Source organism: Mesorhizobium sp. M7A.F.Ca.US.002.01.1.1, assembly GCF_004022955.1.
Classification (GTDB): domain Bacteria; phylum Pseudomonadota; class Alphaproteobacteria; order Rhizobiales; family Rhizobiaceae; genus Mesorhizobium; species Mesorhizobium ciceri.
Map to the genome: position 1 here is coordinate 1 of NZ_RZQE01000034.1, position 25,443 is coordinate 25,443.

Consider the following 25,443-nt stretch of genomic DNA (forward strand, 5'->3'; position numbering starts at 1 on the left):
CCGCCGCAAGGAATATTGGGGTTATTTCCTGTTCTGGGTGGTCTCGCTGCTTGTCATCGGCGGCATCGGTCTTTTCGCCGACAATGAAATGGGCAATTTCGACAGCAGCGTATCGGCGGCGGTAACCGTCGGCCTTTGCGGCACCTTCGTCCTGGCGACACTGCTGCCCAGCCTCGGCATGACCGTTCGCCGCATCCATGACATCGGCCTCTCGGGCTGGCTTTATCTGGTGGTGCTGATCCCGACCATCGGCAGCCTGATCATCCTGGTCTTCGCGCTGATCCCGACGCAGGCCCGCGAAAACCAGTGGGGACCGGTGCCGGCGGGCGTCAGGGTCTAGGGATGATCGCCTTCAGCGCCTCGCCCGAAAGCCTGAGAAAGACCTTCTGGCCGTGGCGTTCTGCGCCAAGTCGGTCGTAGAAACGCTGCGCGCCTTCGTTCCAGTCCTCGCTGGTCAGGTCGATGCGGCCGATGCCTTCGCGCAGGCAATGATCGGCGAGAAAGCCGATCAGCGCCCGGCCGACACCAGCGTTGCGGGCTTTGTCGCGCACGAACAGGTCCTTAAGGAACAGCAGCCGCTCGAGATCGATACCGGGATGCGCGATCGCCACCGACGCCAGGCCGCTGACCTCGCCCTCGATGAAGGCGAGCGCGAAATGCGGATAGGCCGGGCTTTCCTCGCCAAGCCATTTTCGTGCCGCAGACAGGGCCCGGTCGGCATTGAGAGGCGGTTGCCGATAATGTCCCGCCATCTCGCAAAACATGGCCGCGAGCGTCGTCGCGTCCTCGATCGTCGCCCAGCGGACGTCGACCGTCACGGTATCAGCCCAGGAATTTGGCGATGATCGCGTCGCCCATCTCAACCGTACCGACCTCGGTCATGCCATCGGACATGATGTCTTTCGTCCGCAGGCCTGCGTCGAGCACGGCGGCGATCGCGCCTTCGACGCGGTCGGCTTCATCGACCATGCCGAAGGAATAGCGCAGGCACATGGCGAAGGAGGCGATCATGGCGATCGGGTTGGCAATGCCCTTGCCGGCAATGTCGGGCGCCGAACCGTGCACCGGCTCGTAGAGCGCCTTGCGCTTCTTGGTCTTCACGTCAGGCGCGCCGAGCGAGGCCGACGGCAGCATGCCGATCGAGCCGGTCAGCATAGCGGCGATATCGGACAGCATATCGCCGAACAGATTGTCGGTGACGATGACGTCGAACTGCTTTGGCCAGCGCACCAGCTGCATGCCGCCGGCGTCGGCCAGCATGTGGTCGAGCTTGACGTCGGAATAGCGCGCCTTGTGGGTCTGGGTGACGACCTCGTTCCACAACACGCCCGACTTCATCACATTGCGCTTTTCCATCGAGGTGACGTGGTTCTTGCGGGTGCGCGCGAGTTCGAAGGCGACGCCCGAAATGCGCTCGATCTCGAACGTGTCGTAGACCTGCGTGTCGATGCCGCGCTTCTGTCCGTTGCCGAGATCGATGATCTGCTTGGGCTCGCCGAAATAGACGCCACCGGTCAGCTCGCGCACGATCAATATGTCGAGACCTTCGACCACCTCCTGCTTGAGCGAGGAGGACGCCGCCAGCGCCGGATAGCAGATGGCCGGGCGCAGATTGGCGAATAGCTCCATGTCCTTGCGCAGGCGCAGCAGGCCGGCTTCCGGGCGCACCTCATAGGGCACCGCATCCCATTTCGGACCGCCGACGGCGCCGAACAGCACCGCGTCGGCCGCCATCGCCTTTTCCATGTCGGCATCGGAGATCGCCGCGCCATGCACGTCATAGGCACAGCCGCCGACCAGCCCCTCATCGGTGGCAAAACCGCTGCCGAGCCTGTCGTTCATAACCGCGATCAGTTTCTTGACCTCGGCCATGGCCTCAGGACCGATGCCGTCACCGGGGAGCAGGAAAAGATGCTTCGTTGCCATGGAGAAACCGTCCTGGAAAGATTTGAACCGCGGCCTTGCTAAACGCCAAGCGAGTTGCATGCAAGCAGGAACGCAGCGATCACGGATAACCCGATTCGTTGGTGATCCGTAGCGCCCCCCTCTGCCCTGCCGGGCATCTCCCCCTCAAGGGGGAGATTGGCAGCATTATCGTTTCGCCTCTTCTTTCTGACGTGGAGATTGGCGAACGCCGAGGCGACATCCAATCTCCCCCCTTGAGGGGGAGATGGCCGGCAGGCCAGAGGGGGGCGCTGTCCCGCCGGCATACGTCATCACTGATGCGAGAGAATGTTGACCAGCCGGCCGAACGGATCGCGCACGTAGAAGCGTCGCACGCCCCACGGTTCGTCGGCCGGTCCGTATTCGATGGCAAAGCCCGCCGCCTTCATGGCATCGAGCGCTGCATCGACATCGTCGACCTCGATCGAGAGATCCGGCACCGGCGTGCCGGAGCCGCCTTGCGCCATGAAGCTGACCTGGACATCCATCTTTGCTTGCGAGCCGTAGGTCGCGATCCAGCCGAGGTCCATCAGCAGGTCGAGACCGAGCACATCCTGGTAGAAACGCTTCGCCGCCGCGACATCCGCTGTCTCGATATTGGCAACGATGCGCTGGACTTTCATCGTCGGTCGCCCTTCAGGCCGTGCGCCGCAGCGCCGTCACCTCGATCTCGATCTTCATTTCCGGTTTGTTGAGCTGGCAGACGATCATCGTCGCTGCCGGCCTGATGTCACCGAACGTCTCGCCGAGGATCGGGAAGACTACATCCACGAAGGCCTGGTCGGTGATGTAGTAATGCGCCCGCACCACGTCAGCCATCTCGAAGCCGCCGTCCTTCAGCGCCTTGCCGATCGTCGCCAGGCAATTGCGCGTCTGCGCCTCCACCGTTTCCGGCATCGTCATCGTCGCATAGTCGTAGCCGGTGGTGCCGGAGACGAAGCACCAGTCGCCCTGCACCACGGCGCGCGAATAGCCGGCGGTCTTTTCGAACGGCGAACCGGTGGAGATGAGTTTGCGCATATGAGGGGCCTTGCTTGGGTTGTCGGCCAGCATTAGCAGGCGGAACGGCGCGGGTCGTGGGCCAAGCCAGGCAAACTGTTATCCCGGAAGCGAAGCGCGAACCTCCGAGATTGGTTGAAGCATCCCTTCCGTCGTCATCCTATGGCGGAGCAAGGAGCGTAGCGACGCGGCGCAGACCATAGGATGACGAAAGCGAGGGGGTGCTGCGCAACGCTAAAGCTTTAATTTGCCGCCCCCAGCGCCTTGTCCAACGCCGCCTTCACATCCGCGGGCCATGTCGCCACACCAGGCCACGCCTGCGGCTGGCCATTGTCGCCGCGGCGGGCGAAGTAGAGTTTGCGCTGGGCCGGGTCGACCGCCATGAAGCCGTCATTGCCGCCGCAGTCATGCGGCACGCAGCCGCTGGCGTAGAAGGCGCCCGAAGCGGTCTTTTCGGTGCCGCCGCCGACCAGCAGGCTGGTCGCCATGTCGGGCATGTCCTTGCCGAGCAGCTTTTCCGCTTCCGTGTAGACGGCCTCATTGTGGAAGGCGTCGATGATGTTCTGGTACTTTTCCGGATCGATGTCTTTCCAGTCCGTTCCGGGTTCCGGCATGTAGGTAAGATTGCCCGAAATCGTCAGCCCGTCGGTCGGCGACCATTGCAAAGCCGGCTTCTGATCTCCCGGCAACAGGTAGGGCACGAAATAGATGGCGCTGTCGGACACCGCCGAGGGCGGCGCGCCGCACTGGTCCTGCTCGACCGTGGTGCTCTGGATCGTGCCGCCTTCCGGTTTCCAGACGATCACCGTCGCCGGCCCGCATTGATTGCCGCCGTCGCCGACATCGAACAGCGCCACCTTGACGCCGCCGACCTCGACTGTTTTGTCGAAGAAGACATCGTAATTGCTGGCCAGCTGCTGACCGTCATAGGCGAGCACCTTCTCGCCGTACTGTTCCTTCTGGGTGATGGTCAGCGTGCCGCCTTCGAACGGGACGGGAGCTTGCTTGTCGTCATCGGAAGCATCGGCGGCGTTCGTCCCCTGATCGGCGGACGGCTGCTCCGTCGCCGGGGCCGGCTGTGTGGCGGGCGTCTGGGTCTGCGCAGACGCGCTGGCGATTTGCCCCAGCAACAAGGCCAGCCCGCAAAGGCCGGCAAGAAGCGAACGTGTCATGACTGTCCCTCCACTCAGTCGCCGCGAACCGGCCCGAAAGGCCAGATCCATCCGTCCGGAGCGCGCCGCTCAGGCCCAGGGGCGCTGTTCGGCGTTCCGCTTCTCGAACGAAGCGATGGCGCCGGCTTTCTCCATGGTCAGGCCGATATCGTCGAGCCCGTTGAGCAGGCAGTGCCGCTTGAAGTCGTCGAGGTCGAATTTGACCACGCCGCCATCCGGCCCACGGATTTCCTTGGCTTCGAGGTCGACCGACACCGTGGCATTGGAGCCGCGCGAGGCGTCGTCCATCAGCTTCTCGAGATCCTCGGGGCTGACGGTGATCGGCAGGATGCCGTTCTTGAAGCAGTTGTTGTAGAAAATGTCGGCGAACGAGGTCGAGATGACGCAGCGAATACCGAAGTCGAGCAGCGCCCATGGTGCGTGCTCGCGGCTGGAACCGCAGCCGAAATTGTCGCCGGCGACCAGGATCTGCGCCTTGCGGTAGGCCGGCTTGTTGAGCACGAAATCCGGGTTTTCCGAACCGTCGTCCTTGTAGCGCATTTCGGCGAACAGGCCGGTGCCGAGCCCGGTGCGCTTGATCGTCTTGAGGTAATCCTTGGGGATGATCATGTCGGTGTCGACATTGACGATCGGCATCGGAGCGGCGACGCCGGTGAGCTTGGTGAATTTTTCCATGGCTTTTGCCCGTGTTTTCGTTGCGGGGGAATTTGCTGAGGCCCGGTTTACACAAAGCCGGCGGCAAATAAAAGGCAACTGTTCGTGCATGGTGGCACAAGCCAGCCCGATGGTGCAATCTGGCGGCCATGGCAGAAAACGCACACGTCCTCTATAACAGAGAACCCGCGCTCGACATCGCCGAATTCCGTCGCGTGCTGGTCGAATCCGGCCTCGGCGAGACACGGCCGATCGATGATGAAGCGCGGCTGCGGGCGATGCTGTCGGGCGCCAATCTGGTGCTGACCGCGCGCCTTGATATTCAGGGCAAGCCGCTGATCGGCGTCATCAGGGCGATCACCGACTTCTCCTGGGTCTGCTACATCTCCGAACTCGCCGTTTCCCGATCGGCACAGGGGCTCGGCATCGGCAAGGGCCTGATGGACGAGGCGCGCCGGCAGCTTGGACCATCGGTCGCCATCAGCCTGATCTCCATGCCCGATGCCGTAGGCTTCTACGAACGTATCGGCATGAAGCGCATGGCCGACGCCTTCTGGTTCGACCGCAAGGGCTGAGGCTCGCTCGAAATACTCTTCCGCAACCGTAGCGATCCTTCGCGCCAGCGTCAAAAAGGACCTTCCCTTTGCCCGCTCAAATCACATTCAATTCCCGGAACGCCCTTCCCTCCGCCACCCGCTCATACCCGAACGCCGAGCAATCCACCGTGCGATAACCGCCATGCACGATTAGTTCGGCCAGCGCTTTGCCCACTGCTGGCGCCTGCTGCAGGCCGTGGCCGGAAAAGCCGTTGGCGAACAGGAAATTGCCGACGTCGGGATGCGGACCGATCACCGCGTTCTGGTCGAGCGTGTTGTAGTCGTAGTGGCCGGCCCAGGCACGGGTCGGCTTGATCGCCTCGAAGGCGGGAATACGGGTCGCCAGCACCGGCCAGATCACCTCTTCGAACAGTGGCCAGTTTACCTCGAAGTCGCCGGGATCGGGTGCGCAGTCGCCTTCCTCCGGTTCGGCGCCGCCGGTGAGGTAGACCGAGCCTTCCGGACGGACATAGATGCCGGAGGGATCGACCAGCAGCGGCATGTCGGCATATTTCTCGCGCGCCTCGAAGACGAAGACATTGCGCTTGCGCGGCTCGACCGGCAGCTCGAGCCCGGCCATGGCAGCCACCTTGCCGGCGTTAGGGCCGGCGGCGTTGACGACGATGCCAGCCTCCAGCGTCTCGCCATTGCCCAGGCTCACTCCCGTGACGCGGTTGCCATCGCGCGCGATGCCGGTGACATCTGCGGCGATGAAATCGACTTTCTTCTGCCGCAGCGCCTTGCGGAACAGCGTCAGCATCGCATGCGCGTCGAACCAGCCTTCGCCGCTGCGGCCATAGGCGCCGGCTGAAATGCCCTCGGTCGACAGCCATGGGAACCGGCGCACCAGCTGATCCGCGTCCTCCAGCACAATGTCGGCGCCCTCGGCCATCTGCGCCTGGTGATTGCTCCTCAGGATCGGCAAGCCGTCCTCGCCGGCAAGGATGAGGTAGCCGCCCTCGCGAAAGCCGATATCGGCGTCATCCCCGAACTCTTCCTTCAGCCGCCGGAACAGCTTCAGCGTGAACTGCGACAGGCGGATGTTTTCCGGGATCGAGAATTGCTGGCGGATCGAGGCCATGGACAGCGTCGTTGCCGCATGCGCGAATTGCGGATCACGCTCGACCAGCGCGATCGTGCCGGAAAACCCTTGCTCACGCAGGTAATAGGCGACCGAGGAGCCGACGATGGCTCCGCCGATGATGACGATGTCGTAGCGCATGTTCTCTCCGATCCGGCCGATAGTGTCCTTCACGCCACCGGCAGAATGACCTCGAAGCGCGTGCCGCGCTCGCTGTCAACCAGCGCGATCATACCATCATGCGCTTTCAGGAGGGCCAGCACGATGCCAAGCCCCATGCCGGTGCCGCCCTGTTCGCGCCGCGTGGTGAAGAACGGCTCGAAAATGCGCGCCCGGTTGCTCGGCGAAATGCCGGCACCGTCATCGCTGACCAGGATGCTCGCCTTGCCGCCGGCGCTCGTAGCGGAGACAGAAACCTGCATCGCGCCATGCCTGGCCGAATTGTCGATGAGATTGGCCAGCACGATAGCCGCGTTCTCGGCCGATATGCGCAATCTGATGTCGCCGCCGGCCCCGATGCTAACCGCGAGCCTGTTGTCGACGGGCAGCAGCGACAGTGCCGCACCGAGCGATGTGCTTTCGCCGCTCGGCGCCAGGTTTTCGGCGCGTGCCAGGTCGAGCAGGCGCCGCACCAGCAGATTGAGCCGCCCCGCATCGGTGACGATATTGTTGGAGAAACGCCGCCGCTCCGCATCGTCCATCGCGCCACCGGAATCGCGCAGCAATTCGGCCGCGCCCTGGATCGCCGTCAGCGGCGATTTGAGCTCATGCGAGACATGTGTGGCGAAAGTCTGGACCGAGTCCGACCGCGCCTGAAGCTTCTCGGCCATGTCGAGGAAGGCGGCGGACAGCTCCGCCATCTCTCGCGTGCCGTGGTGGTCGAGCGGCCGGATCGCCGTGCGGTCGCCGGCGGCGATACGCTCGGTGCGGTCGATCAGCGCATAGATCGGCCGGCTGACGGTGCGCAGGAAGATGAGACCGATGAGCAGCGTGCCGCCGAGAATGGCGATCGCCGCCAACGTCACCTTGCCACGTTCGCCATAGAGATGCTTGATGATGTTGTTGGGCGTCCGCGACACATAGACGACGCCGGCGACCTGGCCGTCGACAGCGACCGGCAGGGCGACGAAGACACGCACCTTGGTGCCGCGGCTGACCGAATAGAGCGGTGGCGTCGGCTGGTCGGGAATGCGCAGCCTGAGCGCGCTGGCATAGTGGCCGGCAAGTGCTGTGCGCACCTCTTCGACCGCACTGAGCGACTGGCCGACCTCGCCGCGCCCGGCAATGACGACGCCCCGGGGGTCGAGCAGCCGGAAGCCGGCCAGCGTGGTTTTCTGGGTGGCGTCGAGGATGCCGGACAGGCGCGCGCCGATCACCGCGAAGGCGGGATCGACGATCGCCGGCATCGCCGCCGGCCGGGTCGGCAGGACATAATCCGAGGCAAGATCGAGCTGCGGTTCGATTGGCCTGTAGAGCGGGTCCGGATTGACGCTGCGGCTTGAATCCCCACTTGGCTCCGGCATCGGCGCACCGAGCTTTTCCGGTGGGATGCCGGCGTCACGTACATCCCGCGCATAGATGGCGGCGATGGCAGCGCCTTGCGCGATCAGCTCCGCCTCGGTCTGGCGGATCAGCTGGTTCTCGTAGAGGCGGAAGAAGAACAGGCCGACCAGTGGCAAGGCCATCACCATGATCAGGATGGCGACGACGACCGTGGCAAGCCGTGGCCGCCATTTGCGGCCGATCCATTTGCTGGAGGCCGTCAGCCGCATCGGCCAAGCCGGAAGCCGACGCCATGCACCGTCTCGATGACATTAGGGCAACCCACAGCTGCCAGTTTGGCGCGGATGTTGCGGATGTGGCTGTCGACGGTGCGGCCGGCGACGTGGATGTTTGCGGCATAGGCGCTGGCCGTCACCGCGTCGCGGTCGAGCACATGCGCCGGCCGCGCCAGGAACCCCTTCAGGATCGAGAACTCAATTCCTGTCAACGATAACGGCTTGCCGTCGAAGCTGGCGGTATGGCTGGCCGGCGCCAGAGCCAGTTTGCCATGCGAAAACTGCCTGTCGTCGGCCGGTTCGGGCGCCGCCGGGCGGGCGCGCCGCAGGATGACGTTGACGCGGGCAACCAGCTCGCGCGGGCTGAATGGTTTCGTCACATAGTCGTCGCCGCCCATTTCGAGCCCGAGGATGCGGTCGATCTCCTCGTCGCGCGCAGAGAGGAACAGCACCGGCACATCGGATATGTGCCGCAGCCGCCGGCAGACCTCCAGCCCGTCCATTTCCGGCATGCCGATATCGAGCATGACGAGGTCCGGTGCCCGGCGGCCGATTGCCTGCAAGGCGGCGGCACCGTCGGCCACCCCTGTCGTTTTCATGCCGGCCTTCTCCAAGGCAAAGCAGATCACCTCGCGGATGTGCGGGTCATCGTCGGCGACGAGGATGTGATGCGGCATGGATCAGCGGCCCGGCATGGAAGGTTCGATAGCGGAGGGAATCACGAACGGCTCCTTGGTGTCGAGATATCGAAGCAGCCGCCAGTCGCGAAAGCTCCAGGCCCGCCAGTTCTGCTGGATAGTTCGATACCAGATTTCGTCGCTGCCGCGCACGCCGGCCAGTTCGCGGACAGTGCCGGCGGCCGCCGTCTTGCCCTGGTGCTCGAGGAAGCGATCAAGCGCGGGAAACGCGCCCGGACCGAGCGAGTGAAGATACCAGGCGTCTAGGGGAATGCCCTGGCCGGTCATTTCGAGGGAATGGTCGACATTGTAGTTGGCGATCGTTGCTGCGAAATTGATGAAACAGCCGGCATAAAGCGTCAGGGATAACGTCAGAAGATTGGCGGACAGCAGCCATTCGTTGGATTTTCTAAGCGCGATGCGGGCAATGATCAGGGCAAGGCCTGATGCCACCAGCCCCATCCAGACAAAGGCGGCGACGCGCCAGTAGGTCAATGCATAGATGCCGATATAGAGGTCGAGCCGCAGGATCGACGAGATGACCAGCATGATGTTCTGCGCCACCCAGACATAGACCAGCCGGCGGATCAGCGGATCGGCCGAGGTTTCGCTGCCGGGTCGCAGCGCTGCCAGCACGAAGCCGGCGGCAAGCAGTGCCGTGACGATCAAGGGATAGGCGCCACGATGCGCGTAGGAGGCGTAGCTCAGCCCATCGGGAAGCGCTGCCCCGCCCCACAGATAGGCGGCGTCGAGCGCCGTCTGCAGCGCAAACAGGATGTTGAAGACGATCAGGGCGCGCAGGATGGCGGCCTTGCCGAACAGGATGTCTTCGATGGTGGTGGCGGTTTTGCCGGCTTGAGCGCTGACCGCCGGCAACGCGCGCGGGATGCGGCGAACCAGGCGCGGCAGGCGCGGTCGCAGAAAAGCCCAGACAGCGGCGAGCACGAACAGCCAGAAGGCAATCCGCGCCAGCTGGATAAGATCGAGCAGCCTCACGAGATCGATCAGCGACAGCCAATAGTCGATGACCGGATTGGCGGCACCGAACAGCGCCAGGAAGACCGCGCCCAGCGTCAGCGGCATCACCCAGACGGCGATCGCCGCCAGCCGGATGCGACGCCCACCGAACCGCCGCGCCGTCCTGCGCCAGCGGATGAAATCAATGACGAAGCGGAACGGCGCCGCCAGCCCGAACAGCACGATCTGCCCGGCAATGCGGGCGATGCTGTGCCGCAGCCGGCCGCTCAACGAAAGCGCGAAGACGGTCAGCGCCGCCAGCGCGATCGAGACCGACAGGGTGCTGACGTTTTCAGCCAGCGGCAGCAGCGCGACAAGCAAGGCGATGGGCTTGAGCCAGACCCGGCCGTCGTTGAAGGCGGCCGGGTGCACAGCCACGACCGCCGCGGCAATCAGCAGGGCGAACAGGAGAACCGTGATCCCGGCGGGCTGGCCATAGAACAGAAAATCCGCGAGCGCTGCCAGCAGGATGGCGACACCGAAACGGCTGCAATAGCTCGGCGCGGCGGAGAACAACGCTGTCATGACCTGGCTTTCCTGATGGCTTCCAGCCGAACCGTTGGCGGGCTTTTGCGGACAAAGGGAATGAGGGTTGCGACGGGACACGCGCGCGGCGGATCGGCCAGCCACCAGCCCTCGCTACGCAGTCGGTGAGTCAGGGACCAACGGGGCTTTGCTCGCTTGTGCATGCCGCTTGTCTCGCAAGCGGGCGGGGAAACGGCAGGGCGGATCCGAGGAGGTTTTCCGCAGGCCCGTGCAGTTTTCGTGCAGGGGTAAACGCTGCCGATCTCCCCCCTCGTGGGGGAGATTGGTAGCTTCATGCCCCGACTTGCCTCACCCGCCCACAAGCGGCATAGATCAGCCATGGAAACCTACCGTCCGCGCCGCTCCGTGCTCTACATCCCGGCCTCCAGCGACAAGGCCTTGGCCAAGATCGCGCAGCTTGCCTGCGATGCCATCATCATCGACCTGGAAGACGCCGTCGCTCCGGCCGACAAGATCGCCGCCCGCGAAAAACTGGCCGGCATTTTCGCCGGCCATTCCGAGAGACGCTGCGAGATGATCGTGCGCATCAATGCGATATCAGGCGAATGGGGCGCCGACGACCTGCTGGCTGCCGCAAGCTGCGAACCCGACGGCATCCTTCTGCCCAAGGTCGACACGCCGCGCGACCTGCTCGAGGCCGGCGACGTGCTTGACGACAATTTTACCCCCGACAGCGTGAAACTATGGGCGATGATCGAGACGCCCAAGGCGCTGCTCAACATCGGCGCCATCGCCGAACTTGGCCGCGATCCGGCCTCGCGGCTCAATTGTTTCGTTGCCGGAACGAATGATCTGGTCAAGGAGACCGGCATTCTGGCGACGCCTGATAGGCGCTACCTCGTGCCATGGCTGATGCAGATGGTGCTGGCCGCACGCGCCGGCGGCATCGACATGCTCGACGGCGTCTCCAACGATTTTCGCGACCTCGACGCCTTCGCCCATGAATGCGCGGAAGCCGCGGCCATGGGGTTCGACGGCAAGAGCCTCATCCACCCGGCCCAGATCGAAGCCGCGAACCGCGCCTTCGTGCCGTCCACGGAAGCGGTGGCCGAGGCACGCTCGGTGAAGGAAGCCTTCGCGCTCGCCGAGAATGCCGGCAAGGGTGTGATCGCGCTGAACGGCAGGATGGTCGAGCGGCTGCACCTGGCGCAGGCCGAAAAACTGCTGGCGAAGGCAGCCGCCATCGGGTCATAAATGCTCGATGGATGCGAGCGGGCTACAGCTACTCACGACAGGAATTGAACAATGAAACTCTACCGCTTTCTGTCCGCTCCGGACGATGCCAGCTTCTGCCACAAGGTGACAGCGGCGCTGAACAAGGGCTGGCATTTGTTCGGCTCGCCGACCTATGCCTACGACAAGAAGGCCAAAGCGATGCGTTGCGGCCAGGCCGTGGTCAAGGATATCGACGGTCAGGAATACGGGCCCGATACCAAGCTGAGTGACTGGTAGATTTGAAAAGCTCCGACGCAGGGTGTGTTGAGATTCAGGTCAGGCCGAGTCGAAAATGGTGGTTTCCGAGAACCGGAGCGGAGCGTACTTTTGGGTACGTGAGCACAGTTCTACCGCGACGCGGTAGAGCGGGGAAGCGCAGGAAGCCATCATTTGCAGGCCGGCATCACCTGAATATCAGCGCACCCCTACTCCGCCGCCTCTTCGATCTTCTCCATATCTTCGTCCGACAGGCCGAAATGGTGGCCGATCTCGTGGATCAGCACGTGGGTGACGATGTCGCCCAGCGTCTCTTCGTTCTCGGACCAGTAATCGAGGATGGCGCGGCGGTAGAGCGTGATGCGGTTCGGGCCTTCGCCGGTCTGCGGGTTCCAGCGCTCGGCGATGCCGCGTCCCTCGAACAGGCCGAGCAGGTCGAATGGCGTTTCCAGCGACAGATCGTCCATGATTTCGTCGGTTGGGAATTCGGCGATCTGGATGACGATCTCGCCGGTCAGCTTGCGAAAATCCTCCGGCAGATGGGCGTACGCCTCCAGCGCCAGGAACTCCATTTCGTCCATCGAGGGCGAGAGTTCGTCGTGCCAGGTGCGGGTCTTGTAGATGCGGGCCATGCTTTGTCCTTTGATCCCGGCATATAGGCTTTCGCACCGGAATCGGCAAATGAACGGGCCGATGCGCCTGCGCCATCCCTGCAGAGAGGAATAAATTCTCCATGACTCTGCTTGACTCTTGGGATGCGCTCTGGAATCTATAGGAACATAACAGGAACAATTGTGAGTGGAAGCTGACCGTCATGGCGATGACCGCCGTGGCGCGGGAGACTGTTTTTGCCCTGCGCCGCCAGATCGCGAACATCGAGGGAACGCTGCCCGAGCGCTTGGCTGCGCCGGCAGCCGCACCCTTTGATGCTGACGTCAACACTGATCTCACAATCGTCCGGCGTGGCATTGCCGCGGCGTTGCCGGATGCGTTCCTGCCTATCGGCGTCGGGCGCCTCGATGCCGCCCTGAGCGGCGGGCTGCCGAAGGCCGCCCTGAGCGAAATCCATGGGCTTGAAACCCGCGATGCCGGGGCCGTCGCCGGCTTCGCTTTGTCGCTCACCAGCCTGATCCTCAAGCAAACGCCGGGGCTGCCGGTGCTGTGGATCGGCACATCGGAGATTTTTCGCGAGGCCGGCTTTCCCTATGCCAGGGGGCTTCACGCCTCGTTCGGCATCGAGCCGGAGCAATTGCTGTTTTCTGAGGCGCCAAGGCTCGTCGATGCACTGTGGGTCGCCGAGGAGGCGGCCCGGATGACGGCGCTCGCCGCCGTCATCCTGGAAATCCGCGGCAATCCGCAGCGGCTTGACCTGACCGCGACACGCCGGCTGCATGCAAGGGCGCAAGCGGCCGGCCGGCCGGTGTTCCTGCTGCGGCAGGCGGCTGGGCCCGAACCGACGGCGGCACCCGTCCGCCTCATCGTCGCCTCGGCGCCGGCGGTGCCGCGCGACACCATCGCCGGGCCGCTGGCCGGCTCGATCGGCCGCCCGGCCTTCACCCTCACCATCGGCAAGAGCCGCACGGCCCTGCCTGGACAATTCACACTGGAGTGGAACCCCGATGAACGCGCATTCGACGAAAGAGCGGGCGAGGCAAGAGACCGGGCAAAGAATCCTGTCCCTGTGGTTTCCCTATCTGGCGGCGGAAAGGATCCTGCGCCAGCGTCTGGGGCGGTCCTGGCGTTCCCGGCCGTCGGATCACCCATCTCACCCGCCGCTCGTGATCAGCCATCGCGACCGCAACGCACAGCGCATCTCGGCCCTCGACGAGCGGGCTGAGGCGCTGCACCTGAAGCGCGACATGGGCATCGCCGATGCGCGCGCCATGCATCCGTCGATCGACGTCGTCGAGGCCGATCCGGAAGCCGATCGCCGCCTGCTCGAAGGCCTCGCCGACTGGTGCGACCGCTACACCCCGCTGGTGGCGCTGGACGGGGCAGACGGCCTGTTTCTCGACGTCACCGGCTGCACCCATCTGTTCGGCGGCGAGCGCGCCATGCTGGACGACATCCTGTCGCGCTTCTTCCATCAGGGTTTCGATGTCCGCGCCGGGCTTGCCGCGACGCCGGGTGCGGCCTGGGCGGCGGCACGCTTTTGCGGCGACCGCATCGTTGTGTCAGGCGAGGAGGAGGCGCTGCTGGCGCCCCTGCCGCTGGCCGCGCTGCGCATAGAACCTTCGACCCGCACCAGCCTGGAAAGTGTGGGCCTGCGCACGGCGGGCGCCGTCATGGCGGCACCGCGCGCGCCGCTCGCCCGCCGCTTCGGCGCCCTGCTGCTCCTGCGCCTCGACCAGGCGCTTGGCCGGCTCGACGAGGCGGTGTCGCCGCGCCTGCCCGTCGCGCCGCTTTCGGTCGAACGCCACCTCGCCGAACCCGTCACCCTGACCGAGGACATCGAACGGCTGGTGGGCATGCTGGCGGCGACCTTGAAGACCGACCTCGAGCGCCGCGGCGAGGGCGCCCGGACGCTGGCGCTGCTGCTCTTTCGCGTCGACGGCGCCGTCAGCCGCATCGCGCTCGGTACCTCGCGGCCGATGCGCGAACCCATGCTGATCCAGAAACTGTTCCATGAAAGGCTGGCCGCGCTCGAACAGGATATCGATGCCGGCTATGGTTTCGATCTGGTGCGGCTCTCAGTGTTGGCATCAGCCACCTTCGACATGCAGCAGGCCGATCTTGCCGGCGAGGTGACCGACGACGGCGCCGATATCGCGCTGTTCGCCGACCGCATCCGCGCCCGGCTCGGCGATGGCGCGGTTCTCCGGCCGGTCGCGGTCGAAAGCCATCTGCCGGAGCGTGCCGTCGCCACCATCCCCTTCACCGACGCGCCGTGCCGGACCACGCCGCCGAAGAAGCCGGACAGGCTGCAGGCACCAAAAACCATATTTCCGCCGGAACGACCGATCCGGCTGTTCCGCTCGCCCGAACCCATCGATGTGCCGGCCACCGAAATGCCGGAAGGACCGCCGCTGAACTTCCGCTGGCGGCGCGCGCTCTACCGGGTCAAGCGCGCCGAAGGGCCGGAACGCATCGCCGCCGAATGGTGGCGGGAAGCGCCAAGCGACGAGGCGGCATCGACGCGCGACTATTTCCGCATCGAGGATGCCGACGGCCGCCGCTACTGGCTCTACCGGCAAGGCCTCTACGGCGGCGCCTCGCAAGTCCCGCCGCGCTGGTTCCTGCATGGAGTCTTCGCATGAACGCGCTGACCGTCATTCCCTATGCCGAGTTCGGCATCCAGTCGAATTTCTCCTTCCTGCGCGGCGCCTCCAAGCCGGAGGAGCTGGTGGTCGCGGCCAAGCTCCTGGGCTTCTCGGCGATCGGACTTGCCGATCGCAACACGGTGGCCGGCGTGGTGCGCGCCTGGCAGCAGGCCAAGGTCGAAAAACTCTCCTATCACCCCGGCTGCCGGCTGGTTTTTGACGACGGCACGCCGGACATCCTCGCCTATCCCCAGGACCGCAAGGGCTGGGGGCACCTCTGCCGCATGCTGACGCAAGCCAATCTGCGCAACGAGAACGAAAAAGGCGCCACCCTTCTCCAGCGCGGCGACCTGCTCGAATGGGGTGACCTGATGTCGCTGGCGGTCCTGCCCGGTCTGTCGACGGGGGCGCAAGACAGTCTTGCCTTGCTTGGTGAGCTCAAGGGCCGTTTCGGCAGGAACCTGCGGCTTGGCGTTTCGCCCGACTACGCCGGCAATGACCGTTTCCGGATCGAGCAGGCGGCAGCACTTGCCGAGAGCGCCGGCATTCCGCTGATGGCGACCAACGACGTTCTTTATCACACCGCCGAACGGCGCCCGCTGCAGGACGTGCTGACCGCGATCCGCCTCAACACGCCCGTTGCCGAGGTCGGGCTGCAACTCTCCGCCAATGCCGAGCGCCATCTGAAGCCGCCGATGGAGATGGGCCGCCTGTTCCGCCGGCACCCGCAGGCGCTGGCCGAGACGCTGCGGTTTGCGCAAGAGCTGACTTTTTCGCTTGGCGACCTCCAGTACAATTACCCCGACGAGCCGACGGAATCGGGTCTTGGTCCACAGGCGGAGCTGGCGCGACTGGCGCGGGAGGGGGCGGCGAACCGCTATCCGGCTGGTGTGCCGGATTCCGTGACCAAGCGCATCGAGGAAGAGCTCGCTTTGATCGAACGCCTCAACTATGCCCGCTATTTCCTGACTGTCTACGACATCGTCAAGTTCGCGCGCAGCAAGGATATTCTCTGCCAGGGACGTGGATCAGCCGCCAATTCGGTCGTCTGCTTCTGCATCGGCATCACCGAAGTGGGGCCGGAAAAAATCGATTCGCTCTTCGAGCGCTTCATTTCCGAGGAGAGAAACGAGCCGCCGGATATCGACGTCGATTTCGAGCACGAAAAGCGCGAAACCGTAATCCAGTACATCTACGAGAAATACAGCGGCAAGCGCACGGCACTTGCCGCCGCCGTCATCAGCTATCGCGGCCGGTCGGCGCTGCGCGAAGTGTCGAAGGCGATGGGCCTGTCCGAGGATGTCAGGGCATCGCTTTCCGGCTCGATCTGGGGTTGGTCGACATCGGAGCTTGGCGAGAAGGAAGCCCGCGCCGGCGGCCTCGACCGCACCGACCCGGTGTCGAGGCACGTGATGGAGCGTGCCAATGAGATCATGGGCTTCCCCCGCCATCTCTCCCAGCATGTCGGCGGCTTCGTCATCACCAGGGACCGGCTCGACGAGATTGTGCCCATCGTCAAGACGGCGATGGACGAGCGCAAGATGGTCGAATGGGACAAGGACGATCTCGACGCGGTGAAGATCTTGAAAGTCGACGTGCTGGCGCTCGGCATGCTGACCTGCCTGCAACGCGCCTTCACCTTGCTCACGGATCACTATCCTAATGCGCGGGATGATTATGGGCAGCCCTATGTGTTGGCCACCCTGCCGCCGGAGGACAGGCAGGTCTACAAGATGATCTGCCGCGCCGACACGCTCGGCGTCTTCCAGATCGAATCGCGGGCCCAGATGTCGATGCTGCCGCGCCTCCAGCCGAAAACCTTTTATGATCTCGTCATCGAGGTGGCGATCGTTCGGCCGGGCCCGATCCAGGGCGATATGGTCCATCCCTATCTGCGCCGCCGGCAAGGCAAGGAACAGGCCGAGTATCAAAAGCCGGAGCTGGAAGCGATCCTCAAGAAAACGCTTGGCGTACCGCTGTTCCAGGAACAGGCGATGAATATCGCCATCGTCGCCGGCGGTTTCAAACCGGGCGAAGCCGATGAACTGCGCCGCGCCATGGCCACCTTCAAGCGCACCGGCACCATCGGCAATTACCGCGACCGTATGATCAATGGCATGGTCGGCAAGGGCTACACGAAGGACTTCGCCGAGCGCTGCTTCAAGCAGATCGAGGGCTTTGGCGAATACGGCTTTCCTGAAAGCCATGCTGCTTCCTTCGCCCTGCTCGTCTATGCCTCCTGCTGGTTCAAGACCTTCTATCCCGACGTGTTCTGCGCCGCGATCCTGAATTCGCAGCCGATGGGGTTTTACCAGCCGGCCCAACTCGTGCGCGACGCAAGCGACCATGGCGTCGACATCTGCGACGTCGACGTCAATTTTTCGGTGTGGGATTGTACGTTGGAAAAGGCGCCTTTCGATCCGGCCCGCATCCTGCCACGCCATGCCGAAATGCGCGACGTCATCGAGACGAAGCATGCCGTCCGGCTCGGCTTCCGCCAGATCAAGGGCCTGTCGAAAGAGCGCATGGAGGCTTTCGTCGAGCGGCGCGGCTCAGGCTATGTATCCGTCAGGGATGTCTGGCTGCGCTCCGGCCTCGATGTCGGCGAGATCGAAAAACTGGCGCAGGCCGATGCCTTTCGCTCGCTCGGTCTTGATCGTCGCGAAGCCTTGTGGGCGGTGCGCGCGCTCGACGGCAAGAGCGCCGCCGAAAGGCTGCCGCTGTTCGACCAGCCGGCGCTTCGCCTGCGCGAGCTGGAACCGGAGACGAGGCTGCCGAAAATGCCGCTCGGCGAGCATGTCATCCACGATTACCGCGCGCTCGGCCTGTCGCTGAAGGCGCATCCGGTCGCCTTCCTGCGCGAGCGGCTCGACCGCGCCGGCGTCATCCCCAATGCGAATCTTCCTTCCGTGCGCGATGGCAGGCGCGTCTCGGTCGCCGGCCTCGTGCTGGTGCGGCAGCGCCCCGGCAAGGGCAATGCGATCTTCCTGACGCTGGAGGACGACAAGGCGGTGGCCAACATCATCTTCTGGCAAAGAACCTTCGACCGCTATCGGCCTATCGTCATGGGGGCCCGGTTCGTCAAGGTCACCGGGAAATTGCAGTCGGAATCGGGTGTGGTCCACATCGTTGCCGAGAAGATCGAGGATCTGACGCCCTGGCTGACCGTGCTTCTGGAGAAGGTCAGCGAGGCTGCACCAGTGGTTCCTCCGAGAGACCTCGCCAAGGACGGTTCGGATCGCTTCAGCCCCGCCAAACAAAGCGCGCCGATCCGGCAGGATCTCGCAACGCTGTCGGAAGAAGCGGAACAGGTCATGCCCAAGGGGCGGAATTTTCAGTAGGCAAGGCCATGCCAAGAACGGAACGAAAGCGGACGTCGGCGATCCTTCGCGCCCCCTCTGTCCTGCCGGCCTATTGGGTACAAGAAACGTGCCCCTCAGCCCGGCCCACCCAAACGTGGCGGTGGCGGGGCCAGCACATCCTCCACCGAAAGCGTCCGCGCCTCGGAAGGCAGCATGATCGGGATGCCGTCACGCACCGGATAGGCAATCTTGGCGACCCTGGAAATCAGTTCGCCGCGCTCCGGATCCCAGGCCAGCGGCCCCTTGGTCAGTGGGCAGGCCAAGAGTTCCAGCAGCCTGGGGTCGACCTTCTTCCCGTCACGTCCGTCCGCCATCGCGCCCTCTTACTGCAAACTCGACCCAAAATCCTCATTCTCGCGCGCCAGCGCCATTTCGGTGATGGCGATCAGCGTCTCGGCCCGGGTCTTCAAATCCGCCGCTTCGAGCAGCGCCTGTTTCTCGGCTGGCCCGTAGGGCGCCATCATCGACAACGCATTGACCAGCATGGCATTTTCGGCCCGGCTGACGCTTTCCCAGTCGGCCTCGAGGTCGTTGGCCTGCAGATAGGCGCGAAATGCCTTGAGCAGCGATGGCCGGTCGATCTCGTTGCCCGCCTGGTCCTCATCGAGATCGGCAAGGAAAGGCGAGGGCTTGCACTGGCGAAACGGCGTCTTGACCGTCAATTCATGGGCGATGCGGAACCGGCACACGCCCTGCAGCGAAATCAGGTAACGGCCGTCGCCGCTCTCGGAAAAGGCGATGATGCGCCCGGCGCAACCGACATTGCAGAGTTCCGGCTCGCCGTCGTCGCGCAAGGCCCCGTCGAGACTGGGCTGGATGACGCCGATGAGCCGCGAGCCGGCGATCGCCTCGTCCACCATCTGCAGATAGCGCGGCTCGAAGATGTTGAGCGGCATGCGGCCTCCCGGCAGCAAAAGCGCCCCCTCGAGCGGAAAGATAGGGATCGTCGACGGCAAATCCTTGGCGAGCCGGTAATGCGCGTTTCCCGCTTGCACCTCATTCCTCCGATCGCGCCATCAAAAAGCGCGTGAGTTCTTGGCCCTAATCTGGCGCAATCATCGCCGACGCCAAGCCCGTGCGGCAAAACAACCGGCAGCCGGCTCAGGAAAACAGCAGCGCCGACAATTTGCGGCGCGCGGCCAGCGTCGCCTCGTCGGTCATGCCCCAGGCCTCGAACAGCTGCAGCAATTGCGTCCTCGCGCCATCCTCGTTCCAGGCCCGGTCGGCCTTGATGATGGCCAGCAGATTGTCGGCGGCGGCCGTACGGTCGCCGTTGGCGTTCTGGATCATGGCCAGATCGAAACGCGCCTGGTGATCTCCGGGATTTTCCGCAAGGCGCCGCTCGAATTCGGCTGGATTGCCGAGAGCCGCCGCCTGCGCCGCAACCGCCATCCTGGCGCGCAGGGCTGCCACCGGCGGCGCATCCTTCTTGGCCTCCGGGGCTGTTGCCAAAAGCGCCTCGGCGCCTTCCGTGTCGCCGGCCTCGAACAGCAGCTCTCCCAGTCCGGCGATCGCCTCGATCGTCTCCGGCGCCTGCGCCAGGATGGCGTCATAAATGTCGGCCGCGGTCTGCATGTCGCCGGCGTCGCGCGCCTCGGTCGCCGCAGCCAGAGCTTCGGCCACCGGCGGCGCGCCATTGCCCTTGCCGCCGACCTTGGTGATGAATTCGTTGATCTGGCTCTCCGGGATGGCGCCCATGAAGCCATCGACCGGCTGGCCGTCCTTGAAGGCGATGACCGCCGGGATCGACTGGATGCCGAGCTGGCCGGCGATCGACGGATGGTCGTCGATGTTCATCTTGACCAGCTTGACCCTGCCGCCGGCGGCCTTGACCGCCTTCTCCAGCTGCGGCGTCAGTTGCTTGCAAGGTCCGCACCAGGGCGCCCAGAAATCGACCAGCACCGGCTGGCGGCGCGATTCCTGGATGACATCGGCGGCAAAGGCAGCCGTCGTCGTGTCCTTGATCACATCGGCGGGAGCGGCGGGCGTATCGCCAAGCGCGACTTTCGCCGGCGCCGGCGCGGTTCCACCATACTGCACCGAGGTGGTGTACTGGCCGCCATTGCCGCCAAAGGGGCCGCCGAACGGATTGTTGTCGCTCATCTCTTTACCCTTCCGTGGCGCCGCCGGCCGGCGGCCAGGCGCCCTATGCTTCAGACCATCGGTTTTAAGCCATCCATGTGGCGATCACGCGGAGACTTTCAAGATAGCAGCATCGTGCCCGGTTGCCTCGACGAATCTGATCAGGTCGCTCGCTGCGATCGATGTCGTCGCCTCATTGGTCAGCGGATGCCCATTGATCACCGCATGCTCCATCAAATCCTTGTCGAGCACGAGCTTGACCCTGTTTGCCGTGTCGTTGATGATGCCAAAGACCGTGACGGCGCCCGGCGTGACGCCGAGCAGCTCCATCAGCATCTCCGGTTTGCCGAAAGAAACCCGGCTGGCGGCGCCGATCACTTGGTGGATCTGCTTCAGGTCGACGACCGCGTCCTCGCCGACGGTGACCAGAAAGAAATTGTCTTTCTTGTCCTTCAGGAACAGGTTTTTCGTGTGCCCGCCGGCGATCTCGCCGCGCAGCGCCTGCGAATCCGCGACCGTGTAGAGCGGCGGATGGCGCTTCGTCGAGGCGGCAATCCCGAGTTCGGCGAGAAAGGCCATCAAATCGGTTTCGGTCTTCGGCATCGGTTTCGTCTTCGTCCCGTTTCTCTAGCCAGCCGTTTACGGCCAATGGGGCAGCCGACACAAGACCGTCATGCGACATCACGGTGAGCGGCACCCGCCCTTTGCGGTGGCGCCCCCGCCGCGTGCCACTCGCGCGCCCGCCGGCGGCTTGCCGGCCTCGCTTGCCGGGTCGTAAAAAAGCCTGCGATTTCCCTGTTGCAATCGCCGCGCTCTTCAGCCATATAGGCCCGGCTTGCGGCCAAGACGCCGTGCGAGCGGGTGTAGCTCAGGGGTAGAGCACAACCTTGCCAAGGTTGGGGTCGAGCGTTCGAATCGCTTCACCCGCTCCAATTTCCTCTAAGGAAATCAAGCATCGAAAAGCCGCGGTCCGCCGCGGCTTTTTCGTTTTTGGACATTGTCGAACTGGGAGCTTGGGCCGAACTGCGCTTCGTCCATCCGCCTCTCATGTCACATAAAATTACAGCCAGGAACGCTTCCCGCCTCGCCTCGTTAGCCCTCCACCACCTAACGATGGAGAAAAACCAATGCAGGATATTTCCGGTAAGCGCGTCGCTATCCTTGCGACAAACGGGTTCGAACGATCCGAGCTTGAAGTTCCGCTCAAAAAATTACGCGAGGCGGGCGCCGAGGTCGATGTCGTGTCGCTCGCAAGCGGCAAGATCAAAGGCTGGGACCTCAAGGACTGGGGTCGGGAGATTCCTGTCGACAAGACGTTGGATGAGGCGCGGTCGGACGACTATGACGCGATCGTCCTGCCTGGCGGGGTCATCAATCCGGATCTGCTGCGCGTCGAGCGAAAGGCCCTGGACTTCGTCGAATCGTTCTGGTCGGCCAAGAAGGTCGTCGGCGCGATCTGCCATGCGCCCTGGCTTCTCGCCGAGACCGGCATCGTAAGGGGTCGCCGGGTCACGTCTTACAAATCGATCAAGACCGATGTGATCAACGCCGGCGGTCTGTGGGAGGACACCGAAGTCGTCACCGACCAGGGGCTCGTCAGCAGTCGCAATCCCGGCGATCTCGACGCGTTCTGCGACAAGCTCGCCGAGGAGATCAGGGAAGGGCGGCACGACAGAAGGGTTGCTGCCTAGCCGCCTGTCCGCCCAGACGATCGACCGCGCAAGCTTTTCACAGTCAGCCCTTCGCCCCATCCGCCTTCCGCAGCGATGCCTGATGCACCAGCGAGGTCCAGCTGTTGGTCGAGGCGAGGTGGCAATAGAGCAGGCCGAGCGCGCCTGATTTGCGCAGGTCGAGAAACGCCTCGTCGCTCAATTTGTTGAAGGCCGGCTCGTCGATCACCTGGAAGTCGGTGAGGTTGAGCACCTCGCCACCCTCCAGCGTCACCTTGCTCTGGCGCGGCGAAAACAGGCCGTGCGCATCGATCTTTTCGACCATCTCGCGGGTGGCTCGGAAGTCGATCTGGAACTGGTTGCAGAAGGCGAGCGCCTGTCTGGTCGCTTCGGTCGGCTCGTTGCCGGCGAAGAACGGCAGGATCTTGTCGTCGCGCAACGGCGCCAGCAGCTGGTCGACGATGCGATTGCTGGCCCGGTCGGCGCACAGCGTCAGCCGGCCGGCCGATGTCGGGTCTTCGGCCAGGATGAAAGGATAGCGCCGGACATAGGCGGGGATGTAGTGCGGCCCGGTCCATTTGCCGTCGGCATCGACGAACAAATTCTCGTTCTGGCGCACGCCGGTGATGATCACCGGCGACTTGGCCGGGCCGATGAAGACGATCGGGTAGGAGCGCATCGCCGCCGGCATTTCCGACGCGACCACCGGAATGGCGTGCGCCGAGCGGGCGAAGCCGAAGTCACTGCGCGCGGTCAGGCCAAGCGAGCCGTGCCGCGCCGGATTGAGCGCCTCGGGCCTCGAATAGAACAGCGGCAGCGCATCGCCCGTCACGTCCGTCTTTGCATCCGCCATCATCCGTCTCCCGCACGCCCATCAGGCTGCCAATGGTCCCGAAGCCGGGATCTATGCTTTGTTTGCGCTGATCTTGGATCGAAAGGAATCCCGCGCAGGACAAAGTACTACAGCGTCTCTTGCGCGCATAAAAGGACAGGCGGTGCTGTATCTTTGGGATTTGCGGCGATCGATTGTCTTGGGGAACACGACCGCCGCCTGCCCGCCTCTGGACAGCTTGCGGCGAAGCGGCGACAGTGCCGCCTGCAAGGTGGATTGAGGTTGATAGCATGGCGTCGGTATCGGATTTCGAGCAGGGACAAACCTTCACCATCGAAGCCGGGGGCAAGCAGATCCCGCTCGAACTGAGCGCGGTCAAACCCATCGCCGCCAGCCCGCGCCCGGGCGGCGGTTTCTCGCTGCTGTTCAGAGGCCCGCGCGACATCGCGCTGCCGCAGGCGACCTACCTTTTCACCGGGGAAAGCGGCAGCCACGAGATCTTCATCGTGCCGGTCGCCGCCGATGCGGCCGGGCGGCTGTACGAAGCGGTGTTCAACTAGGCGACGTTTGCTTTTTGAGGCGACGCTTGCGCTGCGGCGCGAAACCTTGACGCCAGCGGGACAGCCATCGTCTCACCCCGCCCCGCCCCTCGGCGCCGCACACGCCATCAGATCGTATACACCCTTGTCCTCGACCACCGCAAAACCGAGCCTGACATAGAGCCACCTGGCCGGATTGTGCTTCTCGACATGGATCGATACTGATTTGCCGGCTAACCATGCCTCGTCGATGAGATCGCGCAGCAGTGCGGTGCCGTAGCCCTTGCGGCGATGATGCGGCAGGAAGGCAATGTCGATGATGCGGTGCTGGCTCGGCCAGCGCTCGATATAGAGGCGGCCGATGTCCAGCCCGGCGCGTTCCACCACCAGCCAGTCGGCCTCGGGATAGTGTTTTTGGTAATGCGCGTGCTGCGCCTGGAACTGCATGCCGAGGAATTCGGCCTTCTGTGCCTCGGTCCACGCCGTCACGGCGAGTTCTTCCACGCGCGTCGAGGCATAGAGCCGCGACAGGAACGGCAGATCCGCCTCTGTCGCGGCGCGGAAGCCGAGCCCGGCCTTCTCCGACCGGGACCAGGCTGCGAGCCGATACGCCTGCTTCGCCTCTGTCACGCTGCCTGACGTCAGACCGGCGGCGTCAGGTCGCGCACGACGACGATCTGCTTGAGGTTGCTGGTGGCCAGCGCCGTCCACGTCCACTCCCATTCGGAGCTGTCCATGGCCATCTGGTTGATGGTCCACAGACCATTTGTGCCGTCGTTCTGGACCATCATCGAGAACAGGGCAAGGCGGCCATCGGCATTGTAATCGAGCGACAGGCGGGTGTTGGCGCCCGAGCCGCTGAAATCGCGCCATCCCGACCAGTTCTGGGTCGCGGCGTCATATTGGGCGTTGAAGGAGTGGACATGCTGCTGGTCGGAGGCGACCAGCATGATGTCGCCATCGCCCTGGATGCCGGCGCAGAGCGTGTATTTGGGGACCCTGCTGTAGCCGGGCGTCGCCCAGGCCGTCCAGGTATCGGAGCCGGCCGGCAATTGCTTGGTGTGCAGGACCTGGCCTTGCTGCGTCATGGCAAACAGATTGGTGCCGCCCAGCGGACCGACAATCGGCGCCATTTCCGTGAAGGGGTAGCCGGCGTCGATCTGCACCCATGGCGTCCAGTCGGCGACCGTCAGCGCCTGGGCCTTGGCCTGCTGGCAGCGATAGAGATGGAGGGCGGAGTTGATGCCGAACAGCGCGATGCGGCCGTCTGCCTGGCGCAGCGCCGTGATCGCCACGAGCTGCCCGGTCAGCTGGATCCAGGCGCTCCACGGCTGGACGGGCGGCCTGAGCTCGTCGACGGTGACGACGATCGGCGTCGTCGTGCCGGGCGGCGTGATGGTTTTCTGCACTTGAACAATCACATCCGGGTTCTGGTAGATCCACCAGATGCGGCCCAGATTGTCGGTGAGGAAGATTTCGACGCGGCCATCGGCATCGCGCGCCATCGTCAGTTTCTGATAGGAGGTGGCACCGGGCGGTGTGCCAATGCTCATCGGCGCGGTCCATTTCTCGACCGGGCCGATCTGGTTGGCGTCCTCGGTGATGAAGGACAGGTTGGTGGTTCCCGATGGCTGCGCGACCACCGCGACGCGGCCGTCCCTGGTCAGCCCCGCCGTCATGATCACCCAGGCGCCGGGCGCGATGAACGACCAGGCCGAAGGCCATGGCCCGTTCGGCGAAAGCTGCGCCTTCTGGATCAACTGCCCCTTGGCGGAATCGATCCCCACCACCATCAGCCGCGAC

The 25,443-nt window shown here is 64.3% G+C and carries 27 protein-coding genes and 1 tRNA gene; 10 read left to right on the forward strand and 18 right to left on the reverse strand.

Annotation, left to right across the window (positions count from 1 at the left end):
• Positions 1-340: DUF805 domain-containing protein (locus EN932_RS06310; RefSeq protein WP_164890436.1), on the forward strand; the 340-nt coding region annotated here is incomplete at its 5' end.
• On the opposite strand, the gene EN932_RS06315 is transcribed toward EN932_RS06310, so the two are convergent.
• The 6 genes from EN932_RS06315 to leuD all read right to left on the reverse strand — a co-directional run bounded on the left by EN932_RS06315 (position 330) and on the right by leuD (position 4,790).
• The gene (locus tag EN932_RS06315) at positions 330-818 is read right to left on the reverse strand and encodes a GNAT family N-acetyltransferase (protein WP_128368767.1); all 489 of its coding nucleotides are present in this window, start codon (positions 816-818) and stop codon (positions 330-332) included. The genes EN932_RS06310 and EN932_RS06315 overlap by 11 nt on opposite strands.
• A 4-nt stretch (positions 819-822) precedes the next feature.
• Complete coding sequence (gene leuB / locus EN932_RS06320) at positions 823-1,926, reverse strand: 3-isopropylmalate dehydrogenase (RefSeq protein WP_127368682.1); 1,104 nt, start codon at positions 1,924-1,926, stop codon at positions 823-825.
• Positions 1,927-2,216: 290 nt separating this feature from the next.
• Positions 2,217-2,567, reverse strand: coding sequence for a VOC family protein (locus tag EN932_RS06330; protein ID WP_127368683.1), 351 nt, complete (start codon positions 2,565-2,567; stop codon positions 2,217-2,219).
• A 13-nt stretch (positions 2,568-2,580) separates the two neighbouring features.
• Positions 2,581-2,964, reverse strand: a complete 384-nt coding sequence (locus EN932_RS06335) for a RidA family protein (RefSeq protein ID WP_024504044.1) — start codon at positions 2,962-2,964, stop codon at positions 2,581-2,583.
• Positions 2,965-3,185: 221 nt separating this feature from the next.
• Positions 3,186-4,115, reverse strand: a complete 930-nt coding sequence (locus EN932_RS06340; protein WP_127388407.1) for a hypothetical protein — start codon at positions 4,113-4,115, stop codon at positions 3,186-3,188.
• A gap of 69 nt (positions 4,116-4,184) precedes the next feature.
• On the reverse strand, positions 4,185-4,790 hold the full coding sequence (gene leuD / locus EN932_RS06345) for a 3-isopropylmalate dehydratase small subunit (protein ID WP_013528787.1): 606 nt from the start codon (positions 4,788-4,790) through the stop codon (positions 4,185-4,187).
• Positions 4,791-4,918: 128 nt separating this feature from the next.
• Here leuD and EN932_RS06350 point away from each other — a divergent pair, with 128 nt between their 5' ends.
• The gene (locus EN932_RS06350) at positions 4,919-5,344 is read left to right on the forward strand and encodes a GNAT family N-acetyltransferase (protein ID WP_127370323.1); all 426 of its coding nucleotides are present in this window, start codon (positions 4,919-4,921) and stop codon (positions 5,342-5,344) included.
• Between the two features lie 76 nt (positions 5,345-5,420).
• Here EN932_RS06350 and EN932_RS06355 read toward each other — a convergent pair whose 3' ends face one another.
• The 4 genes from EN932_RS06355 to EN932_RS06370 are packed head-to-tail and all read right to left on the reverse strand — an operon-like array spanning position 5,421 to position 10,443.
• Complete coding sequence (locus EN932_RS06355) at positions 5,421-6,587, reverse strand: FAD-binding oxidoreductase (protein WP_127388406.1); 1,167 nt, start codon at positions 6,585-6,587, stop codon at positions 5,421-5,423.
• 29 nt (positions 6,588-6,616) lie between these two features.
• A complete protein-coding gene (locus EN932_RS06360; RefSeq protein ID WP_013528784.1) occupies positions 6,617-8,218 on the reverse strand; it encodes an ATP-binding protein in 1,602 nt (533 codons plus the stop codon).
• Positions 8,209-8,901, reverse strand: a complete 693-nt coding sequence (locus EN932_RS06365) for a response regulator transcription factor (RefSeq protein WP_127368499.1) — start codon at positions 8,899-8,901, stop codon at positions 8,209-8,211. The genes EN932_RS06360 and EN932_RS06365 overlap by 10 nt, the downstream gene beginning before the upstream one ends.
• 3 nt (positions 8,902-8,904) lie before the next feature.
• Positions 8,905-10,443, reverse strand: a complete 1,539-nt coding sequence (locus EN932_RS06370) for a DUF4173 domain-containing protein (RefSeq protein ID WP_127368500.1) — start codon at positions 10,441-10,443, stop codon at positions 8,905-8,907.
• Between the two features lie 339 nt (positions 10,444-10,782).
• Between EN932_RS06370 and EN932_RS06375 the strand changes: the two genes are divergently transcribed.
• On the forward strand, positions 10,783-11,658 hold the full coding sequence (locus EN932_RS06375) for a CoA ester lyase (RefSeq protein ID WP_024504050.1): 876 nt from the start codon (positions 10,783-10,785) through the stop codon (positions 11,656-11,658).
• A 51-nt stretch (positions 11,659-11,709) separates the two neighbouring features.
• The gene (locus EN932_RS06380) at positions 11,710-11,916 is read left to right on the forward strand and encodes a DUF1737 domain-containing protein (protein ID WP_013528780.1); all 207 of its coding nucleotides are present in this window, start codon (positions 11,710-11,712) and stop codon (positions 11,914-11,916) included.
• Between the two features lie 188 nt (positions 11,917-12,104).
• Here EN932_RS06380 and EN932_RS06385 read toward each other — a convergent pair whose 3' ends face one another.
• Entirely contained in the window at positions 12,105-12,527 is a 423-nt protein-coding gene (locus tag EN932_RS06385) for a metallopeptidase family protein (RefSeq protein WP_013528779.1), read from the reverse strand.
• Between the two features lie 182 nt (positions 12,528-12,709).
• Between EN932_RS06385 and EN932_RS38735 the strand changes: the two genes are divergently transcribed.
• Genes EN932_RS38735 through EN932_RS06400 form a run of 3 tightly spaced genes read left to right on the forward strand, consistent with a single transcriptional unit; the run spans position 12,710 to position 18,496 of the window.
• On the forward strand, positions 12,710-13,732 hold the full coding sequence (locus EN932_RS38735; protein WP_127368502.1) for a hypothetical protein: 1,023 nt from the start codon (positions 12,710-12,712) through the stop codon (positions 13,730-13,732).
• On the forward strand, positions 13,674-15,152 hold the full coding sequence (locus EN932_RS06395; protein WP_027162864.1) for a DUF6504 family protein: 1,479 nt from the start codon (positions 13,674-13,676) through the stop codon (positions 15,150-15,152). Before EN932_RS38735 ends, EN932_RS06395 begins: the two co-directional genes overlap by 59 nt.
• Entirely contained in the window at positions 15,149-18,496 is a 3,348-nt protein-coding gene (locus EN932_RS06400) for an error-prone DNA polymerase (RefSeq protein WP_128336597.1), read from the forward strand. The genes EN932_RS06395 and EN932_RS06400 overlap by 4 nt, the downstream gene beginning before the upstream one ends.
• A 95-nt stretch (positions 18,497-18,591) precedes the next feature.
• Here EN932_RS06400 and EN932_RS06405 read toward each other — a convergent pair whose 3' ends face one another.
• The 4 genes from EN932_RS06405 to EN932_RS06420 form a co-directional block, all read right to left on the reverse strand.
• Positions 18,592-18,831 (reverse strand): Trm112 family protein, encoded by a 240-nt coding sequence (locus EN932_RS06405; RefSeq protein ID WP_127388386.1) that lies wholly within the window; start codon positions 18,829-18,831, stop codon positions 18,592-18,594.
• Between the two features lie 9 nt (positions 18,832-18,840).
• Positions 18,841-19,512 (reverse strand): LON peptidase substrate-binding domain-containing protein, encoded by a 672-nt coding sequence (locus EN932_RS06410; protein WP_013528774.1) that lies wholly within the window; start codon positions 19,510-19,512, stop codon positions 18,841-18,843.
• Positions 19,513-19,618: 106 nt separating this feature from the next.
• Positions 19,619-20,620, reverse strand: a complete 1,002-nt coding sequence (gene trxA / locus EN932_RS06415) for a thioredoxin (protein ID WP_063169575.1) — start codon at positions 20,618-20,620, stop codon at positions 19,619-19,621.
• Positions 20,621-20,704: 84 nt separating this feature from the next.
• A complete protein-coding gene (locus EN932_RS06420) occupies positions 20,705-21,202 on the reverse strand; it encodes a prolyl-tRNA synthetase associated domain-containing protein (RefSeq protein WP_127384857.1) in 498 nt (165 codons plus the stop codon).
• A gap of 254 nt (positions 21,203-21,456) precedes the next feature.
• Between EN932_RS06420 and EN932_RS06425 the strand changes: the two genes are divergently transcribed.
• Positions 21,457-21,531: transfer RNA gene (locus EN932_RS06425), tRNA-Gly, on the forward strand.
• A 195-nt stretch (positions 21,532-21,726) separates the two neighbouring features.
• A complete protein-coding gene (locus tag EN932_RS06430; protein WP_127384856.1) occupies positions 21,727-22,290 on the forward strand; it encodes a type 1 glutamine amidotransferase domain-containing protein in 564 nt (187 codons plus the stop codon).
• A 43-nt stretch (positions 22,291-22,333) separates the two neighbouring features.
• Here EN932_RS06430 and EN932_RS06435 read toward each other — a convergent pair whose 3' ends face one another.
• Complete coding sequence (locus EN932_RS06435; RefSeq protein ID WP_063169576.1) at positions 22,334-23,122, reverse strand: SapC family protein; 789 nt, start codon at positions 23,120-23,122, stop codon at positions 22,334-22,336.
• 269 nt (positions 23,123-23,391) lie between these two features.
• Here EN932_RS06435 and EN932_RS06440 point away from each other — a divergent pair, with 269 nt between their 5' ends.
• On the forward strand, positions 23,392-23,661 hold the full coding sequence (locus tag EN932_RS06440) for a hypothetical protein (RefSeq protein WP_064992649.1): 270 nt from the start codon (positions 23,392-23,394) through the stop codon (positions 23,659-23,661).
• A 72-nt stretch (positions 23,662-23,733) separates the two neighbouring features.
• Here EN932_RS06440 and EN932_RS06445 read toward each other — a convergent pair whose 3' ends face one another.
• Together EN932_RS06445 and EN932_RS06450 are read right to left on the reverse strand one after the other, a co-directional pair.
• The gene (locus EN932_RS06445) at positions 23,734-24,270 is read right to left on the reverse strand and encodes a GNAT family N-acetyltransferase (protein ID WP_245461126.1); all 537 of its coding nucleotides are present in this window, start codon (positions 24,268-24,270) and stop codon (positions 23,734-23,736) included.
• A gap of 11 nt (positions 24,271-24,281) precedes the next feature.
• A partial coding sequence (locus EN932_RS06450) for a hypothetical protein (protein ID WP_206618916.1) occupies positions 24,282-25,443 on the reverse strand: 1,162 nt, incomplete at its 5' end.

What these genes read in the sequence shown, in the direction of transcription:
- leuB (WP_127368682.1), bottom strand. Translation starts at nt 1,926, where the DNA reads ATGGCAACGAAGCATCTTTTCCTGCTCCCCGGTGACGGCATCGGTCCT.
- EN932_RS06330 (WP_127368683.1), bottom strand. Translation starts at nt 2,567, where the DNA reads ATGAAAGTCCAGCGCATCGTTGCCAATATCGAGACAGCGGATGTCGCG.
- EN932_RS06335 (WP_024504044.1), bottom strand. Translation starts at nt 2,964, where the DNA reads ATGCGCAAACTCATCTCCACCGGTTCGCCGTTCGAAAAGACCGCCGGC.
- EN932_RS06340 (WP_127388407.1), bottom strand. Translation starts at nt 4,115, where the DNA reads ATGACACGTTCGCTTCTTGCCGGCCTTTGCGGGCTGGCCTTGTTGCTG.
- leuD (WP_013528787.1), bottom strand. Translation starts at nt 4,790, where the DNA reads ATGGAAAAATTCACCAAGCTCACCGGCGTCGCCGCTCCGATGCCGATC.
- EN932_RS06350 (WP_127370323.1), top strand. Translation starts at nt 4,919, where the DNA reads ATGGCAGAAAACGCACACGTCCTCTATAACAGAGAACCCGCGCTCGAC.
- EN932_RS06355 (WP_127388406.1), bottom strand. Translation starts at nt 6,587, where the DNA reads ATGCGCTACGACATCGTCATCATCGGCGGAGCCATCGTCGGCTCCTCG.
- EN932_RS06360 (WP_013528784.1), bottom strand. Translation starts at nt 8,218, where the DNA reads ATGCGGCTGACGGCCTCCAGCAAATGGATCGGCCGCAAATGGCGGCCA.
- EN932_RS06365 (WP_127368499.1), bottom strand. Translation starts at nt 8,901, where the DNA reads ATGCCGCATCACATCCTCGTCGCCGACGATGACCCGCACATCCGCGAG.
- EN932_RS06370 (WP_127368500.1), bottom strand. Translation starts at nt 10,443, where the DNA reads ATGACAGCGTTGTTCTCCGCCGCGCCGAGCTATTGCAGCCGTTTCGGT.
- EN932_RS06375 (WP_024504050.1), top strand. Translation starts at nt 10,783, where the DNA reads ATGGAAACCTACCGTCCGCGCCGCTCCGTGCTCTACATCCCGGCCTCC.
- EN932_RS06380 (WP_013528780.1), top strand. Translation starts at nt 11,710, where the DNA reads ATGAAACTCTACCGCTTTCTGTCCGCTCCGGACGATGCCAGCTTCTGC.
- EN932_RS06385 (WP_013528779.1), bottom strand. Translation starts at nt 12,527, where the DNA reads ATGGCCCGCATCTACAAGACCCGCACCTGGCACGACGAACTCTCGCCC.
- EN932_RS38735 (WP_127368502.1), top strand. Translation starts at nt 12,710, where the DNA reads ATGGCGATGACCGCCGTGGCGCGGGAGACTGTTTTTGCCCTGCGCCGC.
- EN932_RS06400 (WP_128336597.1), top strand. Translation starts at nt 15,149, where the DNA reads ATGAACGCGCTGACCGTCATTCCCTATGCCGAGTTCGGCATCCAGTCG.
- EN932_RS06405 (WP_127388386.1), bottom strand. Translation starts at nt 18,831, where the DNA reads ATGGCGGACGGACGTGACGGGAAGAAGGTCGACCCCAGGCTGCTGGAA.
- trxA (WP_063169575.1), bottom strand. Translation starts at nt 20,620, where the DNA reads ATGAGCGACAACAATCCGTTCGGCGGCCCCTTTGGCGGCAATGGCGGC.
- EN932_RS06420 (WP_127384857.1), bottom strand. Translation starts at nt 21,202, where the DNA reads ATGCCGAAGACCGAAACCGATTTGATGGCCTTTCTCGCCGAACTCGGG.
- EN932_RS06430 (WP_127384856.1), top strand. Translation starts at nt 21,727, where the DNA reads ATGCAGGATATTTCCGGTAAGCGCGTCGCTATCCTTGCGACAAACGGG.
- EN932_RS06435 (WP_063169576.1), bottom strand. Translation starts at nt 23,122, where the DNA reads ATGGCGGATGCAAAGACGGACGTGACGGGCGATGCGCTGCCGCTGTTC.
- EN932_RS06440 (WP_064992649.1), top strand. Translation starts at nt 23,392, where the DNA reads ATGGCGTCGGTATCGGATTTCGAGCAGGGACAAACCTTCACCATCGAA.